The 873-nt window shown below is 31.7% G+C and carries 1 protein-coding gene and 1 pseudogene; one reads left to right on the forward strand and one right to left on the reverse strand.

What is annotated here, in order from left to right; genetic code table 11:
- A pseudogene (locus tag RHOW815_RS08335) lies at positions 1-662 on the forward strand (hypothetical protein); the annotation flags it as partial.
- A gap of 22 nt (positions 663-684) precedes the next feature.
- Here the strand turns inward: RHOW815_RS08335 and RHOW815_RS08340 are convergent.
- On the reverse strand, positions 685-873 hold a 189-nt coding region (locus RHOW815_RS08340), incomplete at its 5' end, for a hypothetical protein (protein WP_215217812.1).

Here is an 873-nt window from a genome sequence, read left to right on the forward strand (position 1 = left end):
TAAGAACTACAAAGGATAATTGCATAGAAGAAAATCAGTTATGTAATAAGTCTTTAAAAGAAAAAGAAAGCAAGATTGCTCAATTAGAAGAGCATTGGAGTAGATTAAATCCATATTGGAAAAGTTCAAAAAAATCAACTACAAAACTTGAACTAACTCAATCACCAACTGCTCCAGAAACAACAGTTAAACAAACAAAACTAACAGCCGCTATTTCAACAACAATACCTGAACCAACTACAACAATAGAACCAATAACACTTGAACTCACTCAATCAACAACTGCTCCAGAAACAACAGTTAAACAAACAAAACTAACAGCCGCTATTTCAACAACAATACCTGAACCAACTACAACAATAGAACCAATAACACTTGAACTCACTCAATCAACAACTGCTCCAGAAACAACAATTAAACAAACAAAATTAAAAGCTGGTACTTCAACAACAATACCTGAACCAAACACAACAACAGAACCTAAAATAACTCAATTAACAAATATTCAACGATGGATTGCATTAATAGGATCAGGTCTATTTGCAACTGGAAGTTTATTAGCTGGTATTTTCATGTTTAATAAAAAAAGAAGATACAAGCGTAGTTTACATCTCGCTAATAACTTAAAAACTTCACAGAGACAAGGCCATACTCAAGTATAATTTGTAATATAGTGGTTCCGATTCAATCGTATTGTAATAGACAAGACTTAAATTGACACTTAGTGGTAAATAGCAAAGAAAAACAGCTTTTACAACTAAGGCATGATGCCTTAGTTGTAAAAGCAGAACCAAAGTGGTAATTTATGAATATAGCAATAGAGAGAAAAGTGATAAAAAATAAACTAGGCCTTTTAAAATTAGCAAAAACGCT

This window comes from Candidatus Rhabdochlamydia sp. W815 (assembly GCF_018642185.1).
Classification (GTDB): Bacteria; Chlamydiota; Chlamydiia; order Chlamydiales; family Rhabdochlamydiaceae; genus Rhabdochlamydia; species Rhabdochlamydia oedothoracis.